Annotated in this window: 12 protein-coding genes and 1 pseudogene; 8 read left to right on the top strand and 5 right to left on the bottom strand. The window is 61.1% G+C overall.

What is annotated here, in order from left to right; translation table 11 throughout:
- Positions 1-44 precede the first annotated feature (44 nt).
- The 3 genes from FGF80_RS04980 to FGF80_RS04970 all read left to right on the top strand — a co-directional run bounded on the left by FGF80_RS04980 (position 45) and on the right by FGF80_RS04970 (position 2,790).
- The gene (locus tag FGF80_RS04980; protein ID WP_138652570.1) at positions 45-917 is read left to right on the top strand and encodes a shikimate kinase; all 873 of its coding nucleotides are present in this window, start codon (positions 45-47) and stop codon (positions 915-917) included.
- Entirely contained in the window at positions 914-1,249 is a 336-nt protein-coding gene (locus FGF80_RS04975) for a chorismate mutase (RefSeq protein WP_006184316.1), read from the top strand. The genes FGF80_RS04980 and FGF80_RS04975 overlap by 4 nt, the downstream gene beginning before the upstream one ends.
- Positions 1,250-1,575: 326 nt before the next feature.
- Positions 1,576-2,790 carry an inorganic phosphate transporter gene (locus tag FGF80_RS04970; protein ID WP_138652568.1) on the top strand — a complete coding sequence of 405 codons (1,215 nt, stop codon included), beginning with the start codon at positions 1,576-1,578 and terminating at the stop codon, positions 2,788-2,790.
- On the opposite strand, the gene FGF80_RS04965 is transcribed toward FGF80_RS04970, so the two are convergent.
- The gene (locus tag FGF80_RS04965) at positions 2,791-3,120 is read right to left on the bottom strand and encodes a hypothetical protein (RefSeq protein WP_138652566.1); all 330 of its coding nucleotides are present in this window, start codon (positions 3,118-3,120) and stop codon (positions 2,791-2,793) included.
- A gap of 544 nt (positions 3,121-3,664) precedes the next feature.
- Here FGF80_RS04965 and FGF80_RS04960 point away from each other — a divergent pair.
- A pseudogene (locus FGF80_RS04960) lies at positions 3,665-3,976 on the top strand (DapH/DapD/GlmU-related protein); the annotation flags it as partial.
- 173 nt (positions 3,977-4,149) lie between these two features.
- Here the strand turns inward: FGF80_RS04960 and FGF80_RS04955 are convergent.
- Positions 4,150-4,545 carry a CopG family ribbon-helix-helix protein gene (locus FGF80_RS04955; protein WP_138652562.1) on the bottom strand — a complete coding sequence of 132 codons (396 nt, stop codon included), beginning with the start codon at positions 4,543-4,545 and terminating at the stop codon, positions 4,150-4,152.
- 106 nt (positions 4,546-4,651) lie between these two features.
- Between FGF80_RS04955 and FGF80_RS04950 the strand changes: the two genes are divergently transcribed.
- On the top strand, positions 4,652-5,461 hold the full coding sequence (locus tag FGF80_RS04950) for a hypothetical protein (protein WP_138652560.1): 810 nt from the start codon (positions 4,652-4,654) through the stop codon (positions 5,459-5,461).
- 172 nt (positions 5,462-5,633) lie between these two features.
- Here FGF80_RS04950 and FGF80_RS04945 read toward each other — a convergent pair whose 3' ends face one another.
- Both FGF80_RS04945 and FGF80_RS04940 read right to left on the bottom strand, forming a co-directional pair.
- On the bottom strand, positions 5,634-8,171 hold the full coding sequence (locus FGF80_RS04945; protein ID WP_138652558.1) for an efflux RND transporter permease subunit: 2,538 nt from the start codon (positions 8,169-8,171) through the stop codon (positions 5,634-5,636).
- Between the two features lie 3 nt (positions 8,172-8,174).
- Positions 8,175-9,785 (bottom strand): COG1361 S-layer family protein, encoded by a 1,611-nt coding sequence (locus FGF80_RS04940; protein ID WP_138652556.1) that lies wholly within the window; start codon positions 9,783-9,785, stop codon positions 8,175-8,177.
- A 266-nt stretch (positions 9,786-10,051) separates the two neighbouring features.
- On the opposite strand from FGF80_RS04940, the gene FGF80_RS04935 reads away from it, so the two are divergent.
- The 3 genes from FGF80_RS04935 to FGF80_RS04925 all read left to right on the top strand — a co-directional run bounded on the left by FGF80_RS04935 (position 10,052) and on the right by FGF80_RS04925 (position 15,658).
- Positions 10,052-10,657 (top strand): TetR/AcrR family transcriptional regulator, encoded by a 606-nt coding sequence (locus FGF80_RS04935; protein WP_138652554.1) that lies wholly within the window; start codon positions 10,052-10,054, stop codon positions 10,655-10,657.
- 468 nt (positions 10,658-11,125) lie between these two features.
- Positions 11,126-13,603 carry an HVO_2072 family ArtA-dependent S-layer glycoprotein gene (gene csg, locus FGF80_RS04930; RefSeq protein ID WP_138652552.1) on the top strand — a complete coding sequence of 826 codons (2,478 nt, stop codon included), beginning with the start codon at positions 11,126-11,128 and terminating at the stop codon, positions 13,601-13,603.
- Between the two features lie 426 nt (positions 13,604-14,029).
- Positions 14,030-15,658 carry a DUF7827 domain-containing protein gene (locus tag FGF80_RS04925; protein ID WP_238705349.1) on the top strand — a complete coding sequence of 543 codons (1,629 nt, stop codon included), beginning with the start codon at positions 14,030-14,032 and terminating at the stop codon, positions 15,656-15,658.
- Positions 15,659-16,269: 611 nt separating this feature from the next.
- Here FGF80_RS04925 and FGF80_RS04920 read toward each other — a convergent pair.
- On the bottom strand, positions 16,270-18,753 hold the full coding sequence (locus FGF80_RS04920) for an efflux RND transporter permease subunit (protein ID WP_138652550.1): 2,484 nt from the start codon (positions 18,751-18,753) through the stop codon (positions 16,270-16,272).
- Position 18,754: the final 1 nt, after the last annotated feature.

The raw sequence follows: 18,754 nt of genomic DNA, 5'->3' as shown, positions 1-18,754 counted from the left end.
ACGAGACCGTCAGCCGTAAGTACGCGCTCTGAGAGTGTCCGGGTATGGATGGCCGTGCTGTCGCCCCCGCAGCCGGGACGGTACTCAACGCGCTTGCGACCGGCACCGGGTCGGCGTTCGCGATCGATCTCGAGACGACCGCGACCGTCGAACTCACCGAGGACGGCGAGGTCGTCGGCGAGGTCGCCGGCCAACCCGAGGCCGAGACGACGCTCATCGAACGCTGTGTGGCGATGGCGATCGGTGAGTACGCCGAGCAGGCCGGGCTGGACGACTCGATGGTCGGCGCTCGAGTCCGCACCGAAAGCGAGGTACCCATGGCCGCCGGGCTGAAGAGTTCCAGCGCCGCCGCCAACGCGACGGTGCTCGCGACGCTGGACGCCCTCGCAGTCGCCGACGCGGTCGAGCGGATCGACGCCTGCCGACTGGGCGTTCGGGCCGCCCGCGACGCCGGCGTGACGGCGACCGGGGCGTTCGACGACGCCAGTGCGAGCATGCTCGGCGGCGTGACGGTGACCGACAACACGGCCGACGCGCTCCTCGCTCGCGAGGAGGTCGATTGGAACGCGCTGGTCTACACGCCGCCCGAACAGGCCTACAGCGCCGACGCCGACGTATCGGCCTGCGAACGCGTCGCCCCGATGGCCGCCCTCGTCGAAGAACTCGCGCTCGACGGCCGCTACGGCGAGGCGATGACCGTCAACGGCTTCGCCTTCTCGGCTGCACTCGAGTTCCCGACGGGGCCGATGATCGACGCCTTGCCTGACGTGACCGGCGTTTCGCTGTCGGGCACCGGCCCGAGCTACGTCGCCGTCGGGGAGCGGGACGCGCTCGAGACGGTTCAGGAACGGTGGAGCGAGCGGGACGGAACGACACGGTTACTGCGAACGCGAACGGACGGCACACGACGGATATGACTCGAGACCCAACTGATGCGGCGACGGACGGCGGAATCGACGAAGCGGAACGGACCCCCGAGGAGATGGACCTCGACGAACTGCGCGCGGAGATCCGGACGATCGACCGGGAACTCGTCGAGTTGATCGCCCAGCGAACCTACGTCGCGGATACCATCGCCGCGGTCAAAGACGAACAGGGGTTGCCGACGACCGACGAAACACAGGAACAGCAGGTCATGGAGCGTGCGGGGGAGAACGCCGAACGGTTCGACGTCGACGCGAACCTCGTCAAGGCGATTTTCCGACTCCTGATCGAACTGAACAAGGTAGAACAAAGACAAAACCGGTAAATCGCCGGACGGCGCGGTGATTTCGATTCGTGGAGAATACTCTTTAAGTAGGACATAAATCAACGAGACAGACAGCCAATATAATTGGATGTTCGGCTTTGTTAAACCACTCGGGAAGTGACAGGTGGTGCGTGCTGAATATAGAGCATGAATGCAGCACGTTGACTGTGTTCGACTCGGGAGTAGGCTGGATCAACTGCGAGGAACGCGTGTGTTTCTTGTAATCTGAAAGGCCACGATCGTGAATCGTGATCACCAACGGGAACGAACAGAAAGGCATTAATCGATGAGTACTCACCGGCCACGTAACGGGTTCTCCACCTCGTATGTCATCTGTCATTGGAATCGTAGCTATCGCACTCGGCACGTCGCTATTCATGGCGTTTACCGTCGGAGCGAACAGCAACTCCGCACCCATTGCGCCTGCTGTCGGCGCGAACGCGATCTCGACCCTCAAGGGAGCGTTAGTGGTCGGTATCGTCGCCGGTCTCGGGGCCGTCGCACAGGGCGGCAGTATCTCGAAGACTATCGGGCATGGGCTGATTACAGGGGTCACGATCACACCCCTCGCCGCTGCCGCGACGTTGCTCACGGCAGCCACGCTCATCACGATCGGCAATACCTACGGCTATCCGATCCCCTCCGCGTTCACCGTGAGCGGGGCCGCCGTCGGCGCGGGCCTCGCACTCGGCGGTGGCCTCGCGGTCGGAACGTACCTCCAGATTCTCGGGTTCTGGTTCGCAATCCCGGTCGTTGAGGGGGTACTCGCCTACGGTCTTGCACGACTCTTGCTTGGCGACCGGATTCCCGACACGATCTCCATCCCGTTGCTGGTCGCCGGTGTCGGGTACGCGCTGGCCAACGTCCAGCTCTCGTTCGTCTCGACGCCACGCGGTGAGCAGGGTTCGATCGCCGGCTTCCTTGCTCATCACCTGGCGGGGCAGTTTGGGCTCTTCGGGATCGACGGACTCGTGGTCGTCCTCGTCAGCGTCGTCGTGGCACTCGCCGCGGTCGGGGTGACCTACAGACAGTTGGACAAGGACGTGACGACGGGGATCAATCGCATCCTGATTGCGCTCGCCCTCGTCGTCGTGTTTACGAGCGGCGGGACGCAGGTCGGCCTCGCAACCGGGCCGCTGGAGCCTGTCTTCTCGTCCGCACTCGGACTGCCGGGGCTGTACTTGCTCGCGCTCGGCGGCCTCGGTATCCTGTTGGGCGGCTGGATTCGGTCGCCGCGACTCATTCAGGCTGTGTCCCGCGAGTACGCGTCTCTTGGGCCCAAGCGGTCGATTGCCGCGTTCATCCCTGCGTTCCTCGTCGCGCAGACCGCGATCGTCCTCGGCTTCCCTATCTCGTTCAACAAGGTGATGATTTCGAGTATCGTCGGGGCCGGTCTCGTCGGTGGGTCGTCCGAGTCAGGTGGCGTATCTGCCAAGAAGACGGGCTATACAGTCGGTGCGTGGATCGGTTCGATGGTCGGCGGTGCAGCGATCAGTTTCGCGCTGTACCACGCCCTCGCCGCTGTTGTCGGTTCAGGGTAATCAGACGTGAGTCAGTGTGATGAGGTCTGCCACGGCGGAGCTTTCTTTCATTTCTGACCACCTCTCGAAATCGGTCGTCCGTTCCACAAAGTCGTTGCGCTCATTGGCAGACAGTCGTCGGATGCCAGCGATAGAATCACGCTCGCAGGGGCTAGCTTGGCAAAACGCGTCGAATGATTCAAACTCGGTATGGCGCTGGATAAACGAGTCCGCAAAGAACGCATCCGCGTCGTACGAATTGCGCGTCTCCGGTGCGATAGCCTGTTCAATTACCGCCCTGACACGGGTGGAAACCGGGTCGTCTGTCTTGACCTGAAGGTCAAGAACCATACGGATGTGTTCGTCTGAAATCCATTAAATCTGGTACGGGGCACCCGAACACGAGGAGCAGGCGACCGCACCCGAGGTTGTCGTGGATGCTGTCGATGGCGTATCGAATCTCGAGTATGAGACGACCGTTGATTCTTTCTGAGTCTGTCCTGAACGATCCCGACGCCTACGTTCTCGCGCCGGATCGTGCGAGACTCGCGACGTGTATGCAGCACAAATCCTGAAACATATCACCGACCGAGGGATTCAACAAGGGCCTCATATCACCATCGTTGTTTCTTTATATAGGGTTGTGGTTCGAGGTCTCTGACGACTGATATCGGCGACCTCGAATGCATAACAGCTCTATTTTCCACGAGAATCCATGGTGGGTTTCAGCGACCTGAACAAAGTTGAGCAACGGGAGAGTCGGTAGCGAGTAGGATAGCCCGGCATTCGCTCGCCCCGGACACTCCCGTCTCTTTTTTCGGCAGAAAGAGAACACGAAGACCGATGATCTCGAAGGAGAAGATGCTGAACGGAGACCTCTACGACGCCGACGACCTTCGACTGCGTCGTCTTGGACGTGTGCCGGGTGGACATCGGGAAGAACTGCCAACTCGGACCGGGCGTCCACATCTACACGGCGACTCATCCGCTCGATGCAACTGAGCGAATCAAGGGGCCGGAGTACGGAAAACCGGTCACGGTCGGTGACAACGTCTGGATTGGTGGCCAGGCGATTCTCAACCCCGGCGTGACGGTTGGAGATGACGCCGTCATCGCGTCCGGCGAAGTCGTAACCGAGGACGTTCCTGACGAGGTCGTCGTTCAAGGGAATCCTGCGGCGGTGGTTAAAGAACTAAAGACGAACTGAACCCGTCGGTACGGGGGCAGAAAGAGGCAAACTGAGCGAAATTTGTAACGCGAGTTATTGACCTGAACAAGGTCGAACAACGGGACAAGAGATAGCACAACGGGAATATCGGAGGGCGTGTACCGGTCTGTTCGGTTGGGACGTTTCCGATTGCTGTTCAGCTGGTTCTTCGATCACAGTTCACTATCGCGGATGACCATCACTTTCACTCGGCGCACCCCGTCGAAATCACGTAGTCGATACGTGAGTTCGCGCACCCGTTCGGCGGAACCGCGACAGAACAGCGATTCGAGACACCACTCGCCTTGATGCGTGTGGCTCGTATTGAGGATCACGTCCTGATACTCGTGTTGGACGCCGTGGAGTTCCTGAATCACGTCGTGATGACGGTAGTCGAATCCCACGAGCGCGACGATCTCACCGATCGTATCCTCGAGTCGAGCGTGGGCTTCGATGAACTCCAGCATCGCTTCTCTGACGGCTCGGGACCGATTCTCGAGCCCCTCGTCCTTCCACACCCGGTCGAACTCCTCGATCACTTCGTCGGGGATGTTGAAACTCGTTCGCATCGAGTTCAACTGACTCGCGCAGATACAAGAGGGTCGTTATGACGAATCCCCCGATCCGGTATTAACAATCCCTAAGCTTGCTGGTTTCTGCGTGTCGAGTGAGTCGATGGTTCCACACGAGATACTTGGTCCGCTCGTCGGTGCTGTCGTGCTCGGTGCGATCCATGGGATCGAACCGGGCCACGGCTGGCCGGTCGCCGCCTCGTACGCGCTCGATCAAACGAACAAATGGGTGTACGGGCTTGCGGCGAGTCTGCTCATCGGAATCGGCCATCTCATCAGCAGCCTCGCAATGGTGGCCGTCTTCTTCTACGCGACGGACTACTTCGACCTCACACGACTCAATGACCCACTCACGGTTTTCGGCGACGTCCAAATCGGCGGCCCTGTGAGTCTCGTCGCCGGGCTACTGCTTCTCGCACTCGGGATTCGCGAATACACCCACGGCCACTCGCACGGAGAGGCCGGACACATCCACGGCGACCACAGCCACGATCACTCCCCCGCAGAGCACGGCCACGAGCACGACATCGGTTCGTCGGATGGGGGACTGGCTCGGCTGAAGCGACGCCTCCCGTTCGGAGGAGATCCCTCACACACTCATTCGCACGATGAACCCGACGATACCGCTGCCCGTGGCCTTCTCGGAATCGCATGGTTTGCGTTCGTCCTCGGGTTCGCTCACGAGGAGGAGTTCGAGATTATCGCGCTGTGCGCCGGCTCGAATTACTGTCTCGAACTGATGGGCGCATACGCCATCACGGTCGTCATCGGTATCGTCGGGCTGACGCTGCTACTGATCGCAGGCTATCAAAACTTCGAACACGAACTCGAGCAGTACACACCGTATCTCCCGGCATTTTCGGCGTCGGTCCTCATCCTCATGGGACTCGGATTCATTACGGGACTCTTTTAATCAGTTTTAGCGCGACTCGTTCCGCCTCGAGGACTTCGTGGGCCATCTCGGCTGAACGTCGTCATCCCCGAACTGGGGTCGGTGACGATCGGTAGAACGATCTGTCGCCGTTCTGTATTCCCGTCCGGGAACGAACACGTCGCAAAGCACGTCTCGCCCCGGCTCGGGCCGTCTAGTACTTCCCGGTCAGTGAGCGAACCGACGCCCGCCACTGCACGTCATCGAGTGGACCGAATCGCCGCTCGAGGCGATCCCAGACGACGATCGTCGAGGGAAGGAGGAGGATCGACGTGAGGTAGGCATAGAAGACCCCCAACGCGAGCAGGAGTCCGAACTCCATGATCAGGGGGATCAAGGCGAGATACAACACGCCGAGTCCGCAGACGGTCGTGAGCATGCTGCCCGTCAGGGCACCGCCGGTTCCGCGAACGGTAACCGCCAGCGCCTCGTGGACGTCGGCCCCGGCCTCGTACTCGTCGACGAATCGGTGCATGAAGTGGACCGTGTAGTCGACGCCCAGTCCGATCGAGACCGAAAGGATGGGTGCATTAAACGGCGACAGCGGGACATCGAACAGCCGCATCGACGCCGCGAGCATCGCGACCGTCACGAGGACCGGCACGAGGTTGATCACACCGTAGATCATCCGGCTCTCGAGCCACCAGTAGGACAGCATCAGGAAGCCCGCGGTGAGGATGAACGCGACGATGAGGCTCCTGATCGCCGAGTCGCTGATGCGGTCGATGACGGCCTGATTGACCACCAGACTCCCCGTGGCCGTCGCGTCCATGGACATGTTGGCGGCGACCGCCTCGGCGGCGTTCGTCGCATCGGTCTGATCGGCATCGACGTCCACCTGGTAGACGATCCGGGTCGCGCTCCGGTCGCTCGTGACGTACTGGTGAGCGGCGTCCGACTCGAGCAGTTCGTCGTAGACGTGATCGACGTTTCGGTTCGGCAGTTCGTCGCCGTTCGAATCGGCTCGCGTGACCGTCGCTGCGAACTCGGGATCGGTCGATTGCCGTTCTTTAAGAGCGCTTACGAGACTGTCCGCTTCTGCCCGCCGGTCGGTTTCGACGAACGCGTCGGGCGGCTCCGTGACTGCACGGTCGACCTCGCGGAATGCGGCGGCCGATCTGACGTCGGGGTCGTCGACGTAGACGGTAACCGAGCCCACGAACCCCTGATCGAAGTCCTCCTCGAGGTAGTCGAGGACGGTCATGAACGTATACTCGCCGGGTGCAAACGGCTCGGGAAGCCGTTCGTACTGGGCGATCCGCTCCTCGTCCGGGAAGAACGCCTCCTGTGAGAACTCCGTGTCGACGCCCGTCCCGTAGCCGGCCGCTGCCGCACCGAAGACGAGCGCGCTCACGAGGACGATGACGGGAGCGATCCGTGCCGCTTTCGTTCCCACGGGGAGAACGCGTCCGAGGATCGAGTCCTCGCTTCCGAGGGGTCTCGTTCCGAAACTCGGCATACGGGTCCCCTCACGGAGTCCGTCCAGGCCGACCTTCCCGGCCGGCAGGAAGAAACCGAAGATGAGGAAGGTGAAGCTAATACCGACGGCGGCGACGATACCGAAATCACGAAGTTGGGAGAGCGAACTCGTCAGGTTCGCGGCGAACCCGATGACGGTCGTGAGCGTGACGATCAAGAATGCACCCGAGAGCTGTCGCGACGTGATGGCCATTGCGTCGCCGATCTCCGCTCCCGCCGCCCGCTCTTCGCGATACCGGTTGATGATGTGGATTCCGAAGTCGATCCCGACGGCGAGCAACAGCGGAAAGACCGTGATCAGCGAGTCCGAGAACGGGATGTTCGCATAGCCCATGAATCCGAACGTCCAGATCAACGTCATGACCAGCGCGACCAATCCGAGCGCGAGATCGATCGGGTCGCGGTACGCGACCAACAGGAAAAACATGATCAACACCAGCGCCGCCGGGAACACGACGATCGCGGTGTCGCCGAGCAACTGCAGCGTCTCTTCCTGAATGATTGCGTCACCGAACACCTCGACGTTTTCACCCGTCTCGTAGCCCTCGATCTCGTTCGCTAACTCGACGGTCCCAGTCTGTAATTCGGCTCTGTCGTCCGAATCGGCCTTCGGGGGCGTCTCGTACGTGACCGCGATCTGCGCGACGTCGGCCTGTGCCGACTCCCGGGTGAAGTCCGTACTCACCGGCAACCCCGCGGCTTCGTCGGCATCCGCGATCGCCGCTTCCAGGTCCCGTTGGGTAGCCCGCTCGACGGCACGTCGCTGTTCCTCGCGTGTTTCAGCGTCCGGATCGAGTTGGCGAGCGACCAACGAGGCCGGACTCGTCGTCGATGCGATCCTGAGTCCGTCCGCGTGTTCCGCACGCTCCTGGAACACGAGCATCCGACGGAGACTCGACTTCGAGAGGGTGTTTCGCTCGTCGGTGATGAAGAGGTTCGCGCTCGAGTTGCCGCTCTCGCGGCCCTCGGCCTGGAAATCGTCCTGCATGTCCTCGAGCGCCTCCTGTTCTTCGAGCCCGTCGGTAAACTGGTCGGTTCCGGCCTGTTGTTCGCCACCGCCACCCATACCACCGACGAACAGCACGGTAACGATGACGAACGCGAGAACGACCTGCCAGGGTCGGTCGGTGATCACTGCATTGACCCGCCGTCCGAGCGACGACTCGTGCTCCGTTGAGTCGGTCCCGCCGCGGATTTCATCGAGGTCCGGCATCGGTCAGTCCCGTCGCAACCAGAGGCCGATCCCGATTCCGGTCACGGCGAGGACACCGAGCATGCCGACGATCAGCGACGGGAACCCGCCACCGCCGTCTGTACCGGGTTCGACGTCGATCGGGTGGGTATAAACGTCCGAGAGGACCGTCTCACCGCGTGCGGTGTCGTACTCGAAGTCGAGTTCGACCGGATGCGTCTCGACGGTCGCAGCCATCGACGCCGAGATATCGAACGGAATCGTGGCCGACTCCCCGGGCTCGAGTTCCTTGACGAAGGCTTCGTCGTCCGACGTGTCGAGATCCCCTTCGGTGTAGAGTCTGGCGTCGATGTTCGTCACCGTCTCCGGGCGCTGATTCGTGATCTCGAGGACGAGATCGCTCGTCTCGCCCTGCCGGACCGACGCGTTGTCGTCGCCGATCGAGAACTCGTCGGTCCGGTCGTCGACCACGACCCGCTCGGAGATCGGGCCGTCCCGCAGGGTCGCGTCCCCGCTGCCGGTGTATTCGACGGTAAATCGGAGCTGCCGGGCACCCGGGTCGGCCTGGCCGCTTACTTCCATCGGGTAGGTAAACGTCGCGGCCTCACCCGACTTCAGTTCGGGGAGCGCGTAGCGGGTGTCTTCGACGAACAGCGAGTCGCTCATCGGTTCGACGACCAACACCGCGTCGTCGACCGGTCGCGGGCCGTCGTTGACGATCTCACCCGTCACGGTTCCCTCGTAGCCGACCGAGAGGGACCCCTCGAGCGTTCGCAGCGAGAACGTCTGCTCGCCTGCGGGCGCGAACGTCGACCGAACGGGCGTCGATGTCCGTTCGACACCCGATCGATCCTCGTACGTAACTGTTGCCTCGATCGACTTGGCCGCCGCGCTGGTGGAATTCGCGATCGCCGCCTCAACCGTCGTGGTCGTCGTCTCCCCCGGCTCGAGGTCGCCGACGGCGGTCTCGCTCGTCCCACCGTCGATCGTCACGCCGCCGAATCCGGTCACGGCGACGCGCGTCGCGGTTGCGGCCTCGGTTCCGGTGTTTTCGATCTCGAGCGTCATGTCGCCGCTCCCGCCCGGTGCGACGTCCGTATTGACGTTCGAGATCGAAAACCGGGGCTCGTCGGGAACCGTGACCGTCATCTCGAGCGTTTCGGTCTTCGTGAAGCGTTTCTGTAACTCCGACGCGTCGGAAACCCATGCCGTATACGCGTATTCGACCTCGATTTCGATCTCGTACTCGCCGGGATCGGTGTTTTCGGGGATCGTTAGATCGAGCGGGGCGGTTGCGATCTCGCCGTCCCGGATCGGACCGACGCCGACTTCGCCGGATTCGGACTCGAAGGGGCCGGCGTCGTCGATCCTCGCGGTCACACCGCGGGCGGTCAGGACGCGATCGCTCTGGGCACCGGTCCCCAGTTGCCCCTCGTTTTTGAGTTGGACCTCGAGCGTGGTTTCCGTCCCGGGCGTCACGTCGGGGTTGGAATCGACGACTTCGAGGATCGGCTCACCGCTCGTCTCCTCACCGGTGGCCTGCTGAGCCAGTGCTGCCGGGCCGGCGAGCGACAGCAACAATCCGAGACTCGTCACAATGGCAAGTACGAGGGCTGCAGCGCGGCGATCCCTCACGGCATCCACCTCGAGCGAGCCCCGAGCGTGACCGTCGGTCCGATCGCCATCGGGGCCACGTGATCGACGCGTCCAGCGGGCGGACTGTCACACATTATTCGATGACGCGAAGGCGATCGTTATAACTTTTCTTACGTCGAAATCGAATCAAACCGGTTATGCCGGCGCGACGCGCTCCATTCGAGTATGAACGTGCCCGATCAGAATTCGTCCGGACTCATCGCGGAGACGGCACCACGACCGGCTCGTGATCGAGGTGAGTCGCCGTGAGCAGCGATGTCTTCGAAAACCCGGTCAATACCCGCGAAGAAATCCTCGCGGCGACCTATCGAACGCTCAGGGATCGCGGCTACGCCGATCTGACGATGCAGGCGATCGGCGAGGAACTCGACCAAAGCCCCTCGTTGGTCTACCACCACTACGAGGACAAGGACGCACTGGTGCGTGCGTGTCTCGAGTACCTCCTCGAGCACTTTCGGGACGAGTACAGCTACGAGACGATCGACGATCCGCGCGAGCGACTCGAGGAGGTGGTCAACTGGTGTTTCGGAACGGCCGATGCCGACGACGATCGGCAACCGTTCGTCAGGACGGTGCTCGAACTCCGCGTACAGGCGATTCACGATCCGGCCTACCGGGCCCACTTCACGCGGAGCGATCGGGTGTTCACCGAGACGATCGCAGCGATCATCCGCGTGGGCATCGAAACAGGCGACTTCCGGGACTGTGACCCGAATGCGGTCGCCGAGACGCTACAGACGGTCTTCTTCGGGATGATCAGTCGCCTGTTCAGTACCGATGCTGATGCGTGGGCCGACGCCGTCTCAAATGAAGTCGAATACTATCTTGATTCGCGCGTGTACGCGGAATAGAATTTCTCGATCGGCCGAGTATGGTGAGCGACCGAAAACAGTTCTTCCCCGTTGGGATGCAGTGATCTCGATTTCCCTCCTGCGGTAAAATTTAATTACCAGCCCGAGACGAGGGACGAGGTCGAAACGAACTCCAGGGATAGTATTACCGGAGTACGGGTGTGGCCCGCGAGTCGAATCGAAGTCCCGGACGGGGACGTCATCGCTCGAGACCGGATTCGGCGGACGACGCGATCCGGTAATATACTATAAATCAGACCTATTTTTCCGATCAATTATAGCGAAATACCGGGGGTGGACAACAAAGCATATATGGTGAGCCTCGCAACGGTTGTACTGTACCCCTACCCATGGTCATGCAAGCAAGTAGGATCGACGGCCGAGTCGGGGTCGGATGTAATATCCGATTACCGAGCGCCCGATCGGAACGCAAGCGTGGCCGTGCAGAACACACGACTACGATATAATATGACAACAGACAACATAACCTATCGCGAGAAGGGACGCGCAGTGCTCCTGACCGCGATGATGGTACTCTCTGTCGTTGCGATGTCCGCGGCGTTCGTGGGCGGAGCAGCGGCGGTGAACGAGCGGTACGATAATCCAGACAGTCCAGTTGTATCGGAAGACACGCTCTTCCAGGGCGAAGATGACTTCGTCCTTGAGGGCGGTGACTTCGAAAATACGCCTTCCCTCGAAGGTGTGAGCGGTAACGCTGAGGGCGAACTCCTTGATCTCCAGACCTCGATTCCGGAAGATCAGACTCCGGGTCGCTATTCCAAGGGTGGAGACTCCAAAGCTGACTACGTGTACGTTCAGACCGCCCGCGTTACGGATCTGACCGTCAACAACCTCGACGAGAACGGGGAAGTCATCTCCGACGTTGACGGCTCCAGCATCTCGACCGATGACGCAGGCGAAATGGAAGTCGTCGTCGACTACAACTTCGATAAGGCCGAACTCCTCGAAGTCGTCGTTGAGGACGAGGACGGTTCCGACATCACGAACCAGGTCCTTCAGGACGGGGAATCCGACACGATCGACGACTCCGGTGACAGTGTCCTGATCGACCTTTCGGATGAGGACGCTGGCGAATACACGATCACCGCGCAGGGTTCGGAAAACCTCGACTTCGGTGATGCCGTCAAAACTACGACGGTTGAACTGACCACCGATGACGATGTTGGTCTCGAACTGAGCGACGACTCCGCAACTCGCGGTGACAATGTTCAGTACACCGTCACCGGTGGGACCGACGGCGCATACCACCTCGTCGTGATCGAGGAGTCCGAATTCCGTGACAACCTCGACAAGGAAAACGCTAAGGGAATCTTCCGAAACGTTGACGATACGAACGCAGTTGGATACGAGGAAGGCGAGTTCGCCTGGGCTGAAGTCGAGATGGACGGCACCACTGCTGTCGGCTCGATCGAGACCCAGTACCTCGATGACTCCTCGATCGACATCGACGTGTACGAGTCGTACACTGCTGGTGACAGCCGCACTGATCAGATAGCTGATATCGTCAGCGGCGACGCAGAGAGTGTGGACGATGTCTCCCTCGATGTGGAAACGGGTGACATCACGATCGAGAGTCCGGACGGCACCTACGTCGTTGGCTCTGAAATCGACGTGAACGGTACTGCGACCGGCTCCGACGAAGTCGCAATCTTCGCTCGCGACAACAGTGACTGGGAACTAGTCGCAGAGAACATCAACGTTGACTCGGACGACACGTTCGAGGAAGAAGACATCACGCTCTCTGATACGGAGTACGAGGGTTCGGACGTCTTCAGTCTCCCCGGCACCTACCGCTTCGGTGTCATTGACCAGTCCGATGCCGACGAAGTGCGGAACGAGGCCGGCATCGATGAAGGGAACTTCTACACCATCGGCACTTCGGACTTCAACCAGGGAACCAGTACCAGTTCCTCGCTCCGAGTCGTCGAAGGTGACCTGACCGCTGAGTTCGTTACGATCAACGGCGAGATCGCCGAGGACGTCGACGGAGACATCGACGTGAACGGTGCTGCACGCGGTGAAGATGAAGTCGTCATCGCGTTCGTCGACGACCGTGGCCGCACGTATGCGACCACGGCCACTGTCGACAGTGACGACTACACGTTCGATGAAGAGGACATCTCGCTTGGTGACCTCTCGCAGGGTACCGTCTCCGCACACGTTCTCTCCGATGGACGTGACGAGACGTGGGGCAACGGCGATATCGAAGACATGGTCAACTGGTTCGATACCCGTAGCTCCTCCCTGAGCGGCGAACAGATCCGCAGTCAGCTCGCTGACAAGACGGTCGACGAGTCGGCAAGTGACGACCGTATGGTCACGGAAACGTTCCGCTACACTGACGCTTCGACCACGATCGAGTCGATCTACCCCAAGGGGCATGAGGCCGACGGCATCAACCCCGTTTCGGACGACGGCACGATCATCGTCGAAGGTTCGACCAACCTCCAGCCGGACGACAACACGATCACGGTAGAGGCTCTGGACGAGAACGACGAATCGAAAGAAATCAATAACACGGACGAGTGGGACACTGACGGCCAGTGGACCGTCGAGGTCAGCACTGACAACCTCGATGTCGGCTCCTACACGATCGAGTCCGACGACGGTGAAACTACCGACCGTGCGGACATCGAAATCGTTGACGAGATCGATACGGGCGGCGAGGACCCCGGAGAGGGTGACTCCGACGACAACTCCGACGACAACTCCGACGACAACTCCGACGACAACTCCGACGACAACTCCGACGACAATTCGGACGACAACTCCGACGACAATTCGGATGAGAACTCCGACGAGAACTCCGACGAGAACTCCGACGAGAACTCCGACGAAGACGACAGCACGCCCGGCTTCGGTGTCGGTGTCGCGCTGGTCGCACTGCTCGGCGCTGCGCTGGTCGCACTCCGACGCGACAACTAAGCACTGAGCGGTAACCGGTAACTGGGCCTTCACCCAGTTCTTGCCGAACGTTCCTTTCTTTTGCAATGCTGACCGGATAGTGACGACGCTGCCTGTTCATCGGACCGCAGCGAATATCCGGTTGCCAGCGACCGAATCTGATCGTCCTGGCGAGTGACGCGAACAGTACTGGTGGGCGATCACCGACTTCCACGCCCTCGAGACGGCCACTAGTGATCAGGCGTTTCGATACTGCACCCGTATTCGGGCGTGTCCGACTCGTTAATTCAGATGCATACTGTGCCGTATTTCAAAATTGATCGCCCTACTATCGACTGGTGGCCTCATCCTGTGTTGGCGTTGTGAAGCGAGTCTCGCATAATGACACCGAACGAGAAACTGTCCAGAAAGTACTTACCGGAAGAAAAGAAGTAGTCTACAACTACTATGACGCATCGTACGCTGCTATGGACAACAACCGCCGTGCTCTCTCTCTGTCTGCTTCTCTCGATATCAGTCGTGGGTGCCGGGTCCGGAACCGAGGTCGATACCGGGGCCGAGATCGGGCCCCAACCGGTCGACGGGACCGTCGAATTTGCCGATTCGAACGTCGTCGAGCAACGGGGGAACGTCGCGACGATCCAGCTCGAGCTGGCAAACACCGACGAGGCAAGTCTCTTGGTTCGGTCCGCACAACGGGACTTCAAAGCGGACCTCCGGGTTCGGGACGAGGACGGTGACGGGACGGTCCGCGTCCGATTCAATACGTTTTACGGAGTCGAGCAGCAGGGTCGACCGGCCTTCACTGCCGGTGGGGACGACAGCGTGACCGTTCGCACGCACGCGACGACCCAATCACTGCCGATGCTCGAGGCCGGTCGGTACAATATGATCGCAGCGACCGAGACGTCCCGTATCGCGGGCGTGTTACAGATCGAAGAGCCAACGGTCGGTGAGAGTCGAAGCAGGGCGATCGCACCCGGAACTGATGTAAAGACCGTCGCTGCCAGTGGGGTCGATATGCACGCCACTGCGGAGAAAACGACGGTCGCAAAGGGTGATATCGGCCGCGCCGAGTTCGACGTTGGAGGTATCGAAGGACTACTACAGGACCGGACAGCACGTGACCAGCTAGTAACTGCAACCGATAGTCGGCCGGGAGCCCAAACGACGCATCGCCTCCAACAGACCCCCGATCGGGATATCGAGGACGTGGACACGATATCGATCGACTACGATGAAGCGGGCGGCGTCGCCCCGAACATTCAAAGCCTCTCCTGGAACGATATCGAAATCCTCGGCGTCGATACGGACAACGACGGACACATCGACCGGTCCGTGACGGGGTCCGTGTCGGGCGTTCGGACGACATCCGCCGGTGAGATTACGATTCGGTTCGACGATCCGGTGTCGATTGCCGAGTCCGAAACGTTCGTTGCGGCGTATGCGGCGACGAATCCGAGCAGGACCGGGACCGCTGACGTTCGTGTTCGCTTCGGAGCGGATCAATACGTCGAGACGGGCGACATCTCCTATGGGGTGGAGAGTCTCGGAACGCTCACCCACGGCGTCGATCTACGCCTCCAATCCGCAGACGACCGATCACGGATCGGGGCACCACTCCGGTCGCTGACGACCACGTATAACTCGACGACGGACACGCTCGTTGCCGATGTCGATACTACCCACCTCGAGCCCGGAACGTACACTGTCAGGTTCCAGATCTACGACGACGCTCCCGTTTCCGACGACGGGAGCGTCGTGACCGAACGGTTCGTTGTCGTTCCCCAGTCCACGAGCGTGTCGGAGCCAACGCTGATGAACGAATCGACGCTCGTCGTGAACGCAACGACGAACCTCGCCCCGGGGAACGATGTCGCGATGCGAGTGCAAACGGATCCGTTACGAAAAGGATACCTGCTCGAGTGTAACACGACCGTCGAAAGAGATGGGACGGTGACATGCGAATACGAGTTGCCGGATACCGAATCGCCGCTGAACGTCACGATTAGACGAGACGGGACGCAACTCGCGGAGCCGGTACAGTACGAACTGCCGGACGCAACGAACCGCTAGTTCGTCGCGGTCCACACTACTCCGAACCACCGTTCGCTCGTCACGCAGTCTGCGAACACCCCGACGTGGGGACTCTCGTTTCGAGAGCACGGGTCTCGAGTCCGAAGCGGTCAACCGAGAGCGGCGGGTCCACAGTCGTTCAAAACCCGATCGACGATGGTCACAGCGCGAAATCGGCACGTGATTTCGCGGCCGGCCGGAGGGTATCTCGGCGACGCGTTGCGATAGCACCACCCGGAACGAGTGACATACTCATCGCACAGCCGTCGTGCGAGCAGGTGTGCGGGTCCTTTCTGTGCGACGATAGCTGCGGCGATTCCGTGCCCCAACAGTCGTCATGGCCGTCGGAACGTGGCCCTGACGTGTGATGGGCACGGCTCCACACATGCGCACGTGACGCTCGTGTATCGAGGCGCGAGAGGTTATTCGACCGGACCGTCGACATCGAGGGCCGTAATCTCGAGAGACCCACGTGTCGTCTATCTGGGCAGCCACGTACTGAGTCGAGATGCGCGAAGAGAGACGACGAAGGGGCAACCGTGTGACTGACTCGGACCGCCTTACCGTCCGACCGTCCGCGAGTCGAAACCGGGCGTTCGATGGAGAGGCGGTCAGTGACGGATGCCGACCGCAGTGGTCACGCGGTGCCACAACGATGGGGATTCGTTATAGCTGGCCCAGAGGAGCATCGCGGGTGGAAGTGCGACGATCGCCGTCACAAACGAGTAGACGACGCTCAGCGCCATTAGCAGGCCGAAGTCACCCAATACGGGGGTAATCGCGAGTGCGAGTGCACCCGTTCCGAGAGCCGTCGTGAGCATGCTCCCCATGAGCGCGCCGCCGGTTCCCGAGAGCGTCGTCATGAGCGCGGTGAACGCGTCAGCCGATTTGAACTCGTCGATGAACCGGTGCGTGGCGTGGACCGAGTACGCGATCCCGAGCCCGATAGAGATCGATAGGATCGTCCCCGTCAGCGCGTTCAGCGACATGCCGAGGGACCGCATTGTGGCAATCAAGAGCGCGATCGCGATCAGGATCGGGAACACGTTGACGATCCCGAGTAACGGCTTTCGCTCGAGTGCGGCGTACGTGATGACGAGGAACACGGCGGTCAAGCCGATTGCGAGGATCAGCCCTTGGACCGACGACGAGAAGATCAGGTCGGTCACCGCTGCGAAGACGACGATATTCCCCGTTGCCGTCGCTTCGTAGCGGAAGTCGGTGGCGAACTCGGCGGCGTCCGCGGCCACCGCCTGCTGGGACGCATCGCCATCGATGGCGTACTCGACCTGGGCCTTGCGTCGGTCTTCGGTCAGATACTGTTCCGCCTGCGAGCCGGCCGACGACGCGAACAGTTCGTCGTAGATCAGATCGAGGTTCCGATCGGGGATGTCGTTGTCGTTCCGATCGTTCCGATCGACGAGCGCGGCGAACTCGGGATCCTCGGCGGCGTGGGCCTGGATGACCGTGATGATGCTCCGTGCCTCCGCTTCGCCGCCGGAGCCGACTGCGAGGTTGCTCGGTGGATCGTCGTTCGGGTCGGCCAGAGCCTCGAGCGCGTGGTCCTCCTCGAACGATCCTTCCACGTATATCTTGACGGATTCGTCTTGGTCCGTCGCGAACTTGTCTTCGAGGAGGTTGATCGTTTCCGTTACCGTGTACTCGTTGGGGGCGAGCGGGGCCGGGACGTATGAGACGTACGCGGGTTGCTCTTCGGGAGGCAGGAAGTCCTCAGTGTCGAACGAGGTATCAACTCCCGCCCCGTACCCGGCCGCCGCGCCGCCTATGACGATGAGCACGATGACGAACACGAGCGGTGCGTGGCGACTCGCCCTGGCGGGCATCGCAAGGAGGCGTCCGAGGGACGAGTCCTCGGATGCGATCGGGTCCGAGCCGAACTCGGGGACGCCGAACCGCTCGCGAAGTTGGTCGACCTCCAGCTTGGCTGCCGGAAGGAAGATTCCGAAGATGAAGAACGTGAAGATGATCCCGACACTCGAGGCGATTCCCATGTTCCGGATGGGGCCGAGGTCCGAGATCACGTTCGCCCCGAACCCGAAGACGGTCGTCACCGTGACGATGACGAACGCGATCATAAGCTGATTGTTCGCGGTCCGCATCGCCTCGAGCGGTTCGTACCCCTGGACGGTTTCCTCACGATACCGGTTGACGATGTGAATCCCGAAGTCGACCCCGACGGCCAACAACAAGACGGGAACGGAGACCATCTGCTGGTTGAACGGAATCCCGGAGTATCCGAGGAAACCGAACGTCCAGATGACCGTCATCAACAGCGCCAGGAGCCCCAGCGCGAGGTCGATCGGGTCCCGGTACGAGATCGCAAGGAAGGCAAGCAACAGGAGGACGACTACGGGCATGACGAGCGTCATCGAGTCACCGATGACGTTCGCGGTCTCCGCGTCGGTGATACCGCTCCCGAACGCACGAATGTCGCCCGGCTGGTCGCTCGCGATCGACTTGATCGACAGCTGAATGTCGGTCAAGTCGTCGTCGGTGAACTCGTTCGGGATGTCGTGGGAGATCACCGTGATCGAGGCCGACGCCGACGCCGCCGTCGGGTTGAAATCCGTGGACAGGGTACGCTTAAACGTGGGATCGTCGCTCTGCTCCCGGATCGCCTGTCGAATCTCGGTAGTCGTCGCGGATTCGATCACCCGCCGCTGTTCGGCCGGTGTGGTCGCCGTCGGATCGATGGCCTGAGCGATAAGCGGTGCGGGTCCGTTCGCCGACTCCATGCGGAGGTCCTCGCGCTGTTCGACGCGTTCGAGGACCAGCAGACTCCGGATGAGGCCTTCCTTGGTCAGAACGTTATCTCCGGTATGGACGAGCTGTGTCGTCTCGTCCGAGGTCTGGAACGGGCCCTCGAACTCCTCGTTGACGGAGTCAAGCGCGTCCTGCTCCGGGAGGTCTTCGGTAAACGAGTCCGTCGAATCCGTATCGGTGGTGACCAGTCCGAATCCACCGGCGAAGACGACGGTGAGGACCAGAAACCCGATCACGACTGTTCGTGATCGGGCGATGATCACGTCATTGAGGGTTTCGGTCGCAGTCTCGATTCGCTCGCCCGCTGTCATC

Source organism: Natrinema pallidum (assembly GCF_005890195.1).
In the GTDB taxonomy this organism is placed as follows: Archaea; Halobacteriota; Halobacteria; order Halobacteriales; family Natrialbaceae; genus Natrinema; species Natrinema pallidum.
The sequence above is the reverse complement of the archived record's forward strand: the minus strand, read 5'-3'. Positions and strand labels throughout refer to the sequence as shown.

Excerpts from the sequence above, each read along its gene's own strand:
- FGF80_RS04980 (WP_138652570.1), top strand. The coding sequence starts at position 45 with ATGGATGGCCGTGCTGTCGCCCCCGCAGCCGGGACGGTACTCAACGCG.
- FGF80_RS04975 (WP_006184316.1), top strand. The coding sequence starts at position 914 with ATGACTCGAGACCCAACTGATGCGGCGACGGACGGCGGAATCGACGAA.
- FGF80_RS04970 (WP_138652568.1), top strand. The coding sequence starts at position 1,576 with ATGTCATCTGTCATTGGAATCGTAGCTATCGCACTCGGCACGTCGCTA.
- FGF80_RS04965 (WP_138652566.1), bottom strand. The coding sequence starts at position 3,120 with ATGGTTCTTGACCTTCAGGTCAAGACAGACGACCCGGTTTCCACCCGT.
- FGF80_RS04955 (WP_138652562.1), bottom strand. The coding sequence starts at position 4,545 with ATGCGAACGAGTTTCAACATCCCCGACGAAGTGATCGAGGAGTTCGAC.
- FGF80_RS04950 (WP_138652560.1), top strand. The coding sequence starts at position 4,652 with ATGGTTCCACACGAGATACTTGGTCCGCTCGTCGGTGCTGTCGTGCTC.
- FGF80_RS04945 (WP_138652558.1), bottom strand. The coding sequence starts at position 8,171 with ATGCCGGACCTCGATGAAATCCGCGGCGGGACCGACTCAACGGAGCAC.
- csg (WP_138652552.1), top strand. The coding sequence starts at position 11,126 with ATGACAACAGACAACATAACCTATCGCGAGAAGGGACGCGCAGTGCTC.
- FGF80_RS04925 (WP_238705349.1), top strand. The coding sequence starts at position 14,030 with ATGACGCATCGTACGCTGCTATGGACAACAACCGCCGTGCTCTCTCTC.
- FGF80_RS04920 (WP_138652550.1), bottom strand. The coding sequence starts at position 18,753 with ATGACAGCGGGCGAGCGAATCGAGACTGCGACCGAAACCCTCAATGAC.